4 protein-coding genes and 1 pseudogene are annotated in these 4,968 nt (G+C 71.1%); all 5 read right to left on the reverse strand.

Going from position 1 to position 4,968, the window contains the following annotated elements; genetic code table 11:
• A partial coding sequence (locus tag M8J73_RS44335) for a nitrate- and nitrite sensing domain-containing protein (RefSeq protein ID WP_249829918.1) occupies positions 1-1,446 on the reverse strand: 1,446 nt, incomplete at its 3' end.
• 399 nt (positions 1,447-1,845) lie between these two features.
• Positions 1,846-2,421, reverse strand: coding sequence for a GTP-binding protein (locus M8J73_RS44340; RefSeq protein WP_249829919.1), 576 nt, complete (start codon positions 2,419-2,421; stop codon positions 1,846-1,848).
• The gene (locus tag M8J73_RS44345; RefSeq protein WP_009314205.1) at positions 2,402-2,800 is read right to left on the reverse strand and encodes a DUF742 domain-containing protein; all 399 of its coding nucleotides are present in this window, start codon (positions 2,798-2,800) and stop codon (positions 2,402-2,404) included. Before M8J73_RS44345 ends, M8J73_RS44340 begins: the two co-directional genes overlap by 20 nt.
• Positions 2,801-2,911: 111 nt before the next feature.
• Positions 2,912-3,325 carry a roadblock/LC7 domain-containing protein gene (locus M8J73_RS44350; RefSeq protein ID WP_003973453.1) on the reverse strand — a complete coding sequence of 138 codons (414 nt, stop codon included), beginning with the start codon at positions 3,323-3,325 and terminating at the stop codon, positions 2,912-2,914.
• A 9-nt stretch (positions 3,326-3,334) separates the two neighbouring features.
• A pseudogene (locus M8J73_RS44355) lies at positions 3,335-4,968 on the reverse strand (nitrate- and nitrite sensing domain-containing protein); the annotation flags it as partial.

Here is a 4,968-nt window from a genome sequence, read left to right on the forward strand (position 1 = left end):
CGCGTTGATGTTGCCCCGCAGCAGGGCCTGCTCGGCGGCGAGCCGGACGGCCTCGCGGTGGACCTGGTCGAACGCGCGGGCGACCTCGCCGATCTCGTCCGTGGTGGTGATCGGGATCGGCGCCACCCGCGTGTCCACCCGACCGGGGTCGGTGCGCGAGAGCTGGTCGACCAGCATCGGCAGGCGCTGCTCGGCGATGCCGAAGGCGGCGTTGCGCAGCTGGCGCATCGAGCGGCTCATCTGGCGGGCCATGATCCCGGCGATGATGAACGCGGCGAGCAGGGCGACCACGACGATCGCGCCGTTGATGTAGGCATCGCGCTGGGCGTCGGAGGCGATCGTGCCGGCCTCGTCCACCGCGCGGTTGATCAGCTCGGTCTCGACCTCGCTGTACCCCTCGAACTTGAGGGTGGAGGCGGCCATCCACGTGGTCGGGGTGACGCCGAGGGCCTTCAGCTCGTCGGGCGACCGCCCGCTGCCTATTGCCTCGATCATCTTCAGCATGGAGGAGGGCGGCGGGGTGAAGTTCTGCCCCTTGGCCTTGGCGGCGGCCGCGGCGTCGGTGACCTGCTTCTTGCCCTCCGCCTCCTTCTGCTCGAGGACCTGCTGGAGCCGGGCGGCGTCCGCCTCGGTACCACCGGAGACGTACTCCTGGATGGCGACGTTCTCGAGGTAGGCGTACGAGGTGAACGCGGTGACCTGCCGGCGGAAGGTGGTCTCGTCCTCGCTGGGGCGGATCAGCAGGTGCATGCCGATGGCACGCTGGAGGGAGGCGGCGCCCTTGGCGAGGGCGATCGCGTAGACGCTACGGCCGTAGGCGGTGACGTTGCCGGTGCCGAGGCCGAGCTCGTTGGAGAACTCCATCAGCAGGTGCTCGACGGCGACGTAGCCCTCTTCGGTCTGCACCGGGTCGGCGGCGCGGGTGAACGCGGTCTGCCGGAGCTTGTCGAGCTGCGGCTCGGCCTCCTCGACCAGGCGGAGACGGCGCTCCAGGCCCTGGCCGTCGGGCATCCCCTCGACCTCGGTGTGGAAGGCGTCGGCCTTCTCGTCGGTGAAGGCGCGGGCGTCCTTGACGATGTCGCTGTCGCGCTTGCCCTGGAGCAGCGGTTCGGCGGAGAGGTCGCGCTCATTGAGCAGGGCCTCGGCGTACGCGCCGGCGGCGGCCACGATCTTGGCCACCTTCTCGGCGTCGCGGGCCTCCTGCCAGGTGTTGATCGATCCCTTGACCTGGAAGCCGCCCATGACGAGGCCGACCAGCACGGGGATGAGCAGGATCGCGTTCAGACGGGTGGGTACCCGCCAGTTGCGAGGGGAGAGACGGCTTCCGCTGGGCGCGGGAGCTGCCGTCGGCTCCGGTCCGGTCACTTGTGCGGGTGCCGCTCCGCGCGGCGGCGGGGTGAAGTTGCCCCGCGCCGACGGCTCGGGACCTTTCTTGCTTCGCCTCACTCGACCAACAACCTCTCGGCGCCGGCACCTACGTCGTGCCGCGGGTGACTCCACGCCCTAGTACGTCTTTGACTATTGGGCAGTTCAGGCATTCCAGCACGTCACGTTGCGCAGTTCCAAACACTGGAAGGCAACGATTCCGCGTGATGTAAGTCCCAGATAAAACGGTCATACAGAGCGAGGCCCGGCAAAAAGCGGGGGCATTGTGAGCGCAGCGGTACTGATCGACCGCGACGCGTGGTCGTACCACGCTATTTCTCTGTCGAAACGTTATGAACACCGACGCCGACCGTGTCAAACGACACAGTCGGCATCGGTGTATCTACGACAACTGCCGTATGAAGTTGTGGACTTGATCAGTAATTTGGGCCCGGGTGCGGTGTTTTCCGCGCCGTGTCCCTAGCGCAGGCGGGCCATGAGGGCGTGCTCGACGAGCGTGATCAGCGCACTCTTGGCGTCCGCGCGGTGACGGGCGTCGGTCGTGATGATCGGGGCGTCGGGTCCGATCTGCAGCGCCTCGCGCACCTCGTCCGGGGTGTACGGCTGCTGACCGTCGAATCCGTTGAGCGCGATGACGAACGGCAGCCCGCTGTTCTCGAAGTAGTCGACCGCGGGGAAGCAGTCGGCGAGACGGCGGGTGTCCACCAGGACCACGGCGCCGATGGCACCGCGGACCAGGTCGTCCCACATGAACCAGAAACGGTCCTGGCCGGGCGTGCCGAACAGGTACAGGATCAGGTCCTGGTCGAGCGTGATACGGCCGAAGTCCATGGCCACCGTGGTGGTGGTCTTGTCCCCGGTGTGGGTCAGATCGTCGATACCCGCGGACGCGGAGGTCATGACGGCCTCGGTGCGCAGCGGGTTGATCTCGGAGACGGCACCCACGAACGTGGTCTTGCCGACGCCGAAGCCACCGGCCACCACGATCTTCGCGGAGGTGGTGGCCCGACCCTGTTCAGAGCTTGCGAAGTCCACTGAGCACCCTTTCCAGCAGAGTCACGTCCGGCGCGCCACCGGCGTTCTCGTCGCCACCGGGCTGGTGGATCGCGACGAGTCCGGCCTCCGCGAGGTCCGCGACGAGGATCCGTGCCACACCGAGCGGCATGGACAGCAGGGCCGACACCTCGGCCACCGACTTGACCTCGTGGCACAGGTGGCAGATCCGCTGGTGCTCGGGAAGCAGCCCCATGAGGTGCGCGGGGTCTGCCGTCGTGCTGATCAGCGCCTCGAGGGCGAGCTGGTAACGCGGCCGCGTCCGGCCACCGGTCATGGCGTACGGCCGAACCAGCGGCTGGTCGCCCTCGTCTCCGTACGGCTCTGCGTACGGATCGTGAGGAGCGGTGGGCGGGGTCATTGATCCTCCGAGCGGGACAGCAAGTCGGTCAGTCGTGCCGTCTGACGGGGGCCGGTGGGGGGACTGTGTCGGCCGGACGGTGATTTGGTGAGTTCTGTGGATCCGCAGGCGTCAGTGGAGCAGACTGCCTTGGAGTTCGGCGCGCAGGTCGGGTGTGAGCACCGCGCCCGCACGATCGACGAGCAGCGCCATCTCGTAGCCGACGAGGCCGATGTCGCACTCGGGGTGGGCCAGGACGGCCAAGGACGAGCCGTCCGAGACGGACATGAGGAAGAGGAAGCCGCGCTCCATCTCCACGACCGTCTGGGCCACGTTCCCGCCCTCGAAGATCCGGGACGCCCCGGCCGTGAGCGACGTGAGCCCGGAGGCGACGGCGGCGAGCTGGTCGGCGCGGTCGCGCGGGAACCCTTCCGACATCGCCAGGAGGAGACCGTCGGCGGACACGACGACGGTGTGGGACACCCCGGGGGTGTTGTCCACGAAGTTGGTGATCAACCAGTTGAGGTTCTGTGCCGCCTGGCTCATCTGGCTCAACTAACGCTCCTGCTGGTGAGTGGGGTTCGGGAAGCTGCCGGTCTGGCCGTTGCCGACCTGACGACCCTGCGCGATACCCCGACGGAGATTGGTCAGTCGGCCGCGTACGTCATCAGGCGCACGTGAGACCTGCGGACCGCTTTGGTGCTGTTGCTGCTGAGCCGTGCCCGGCACGAGGTTCGCGCGCGGGACTCGACGAGGCAGGCCGGAGGTGGTGACCCCGCCCGCCGACGGCTGACGGACGCGTTCGGCCTGGCGTACCAGGTCGTCATTGGGGGTGCTGCGCCAGGCGGCGGACGCCGGCGCGGCGGGGGCCGCCGACCGCTGCGGAGCGGCCGGGGGCTCGGGGGCCTGGACGGGGCGCTGCGGGGCGACGCCGTTGCCCGGCTGCCGCTGCGGCTGCTGCCCACCCTGGACGTTCTGTCCGCTCTGGCCGCCCTGACCGTGGAACCAGTTGGTCTCCAGCGTGTCGTACAGCGGGGTACGGCCGTCGCCGGGGCCGGGGGCCGGCGGCAGCGCCTCCGGCTCCTGGCGCGCGGGGCGCTGCTGGGGCATCGGGGGACGCTGCGGCTGGCGGGGCCCGCCGAAGTTCTCGCCGTTGACCTGCGGGCGCTCGAACTGACCGGTGTCCTGCGGGTTCTGCCGACCGGACGGGTCGTACTGCCCGGGACCCTGGCCGTTCTGCCGTCCGAGGACGCCGAACTGACCGGTGTCCTGGCCGCTCGCCCGGTCCGGGGCGCCGTACTGGCCGTTGTTCTGCGGGTTCGGACGGCCGGGTACGGGGAACTGACCCGTGCCGGAGCCGTCGTAGCCCGCCGTGGCGAACCGGCCGGTGGACGAGGGGTCCTCGGCGCCGCCGCGGGACGGACCGCCGGGCGCCGGCGGGGCGCCGGCCCCGCCGAACACGTCGGGGCGCACGAAGGATCCGCTGCCGTTCTGCCCGGTGGCCGGGGCGCCGTAGTCGGGGCGCGGGAACTGCGAGGTCGAGGCCGGACCCTGGTTCGGGTCGACCCGCGGCATCGGTGCCGTCACGTCCGGCTGCTCGTCGTGGCCGCGCGGGGCGTCCAGCGAGGCGCGCGGCGCCGGCGGCTGGGCGTTCTCGTCGCTCCAGCTCGGCGTGCGCGGGGCGTTGCCGCCGGGCAGCTCGGCGCGCGGGCCACCACGGCCGGGCAGCTGCGGCCGGCGCCTGCCGGAACGCTCCTTGCCCTGCTTCGGGGGCACGGCACCGGGACCGCTGTCACCGGCGCCACCCTGACGCGGAGCGCCGCCGTCACCGAAGCTGCCGCCCGGACGCAGACCCGAGCCGCCGCCGGCGAAGCCGCCCTGGCGCCCGGAGTCGTTGAAGTTCTCGAAGTTCCTGGTGTCGGGACCACCGGGCCCGGCGGCCTGGAGGCCCTGCGGGGCACCCGGGGCCTGACCGCCGCCGAACGCACCGGCACCGGCGCCCGCCGGAGCCGGCCGACCGCCCTGCGGAGGCATCGGCGGACCGCCCTGCGGCCCACGCTGACCACCGGGGTTGCCCGGACCGCTGGGGTTGCCGGGCAGTGCCGCGCGCGGGCCTTGACCGGCGCCGACCTGGCCGCGCTGCGGGGCGCCACCGAGGAGGCCGCCACCGGAGGGGCCACCGCCGAGCT

Origin of the sequence: Streptomyces neyagawaensis (assembly GCF_023516595.1) — a bacterium.
GTDB lineage: Bacteria > Actinomycetota > Actinomycetes > Streptomycetales > Streptomycetaceae > Streptomyces > Streptomyces neyagawaensis.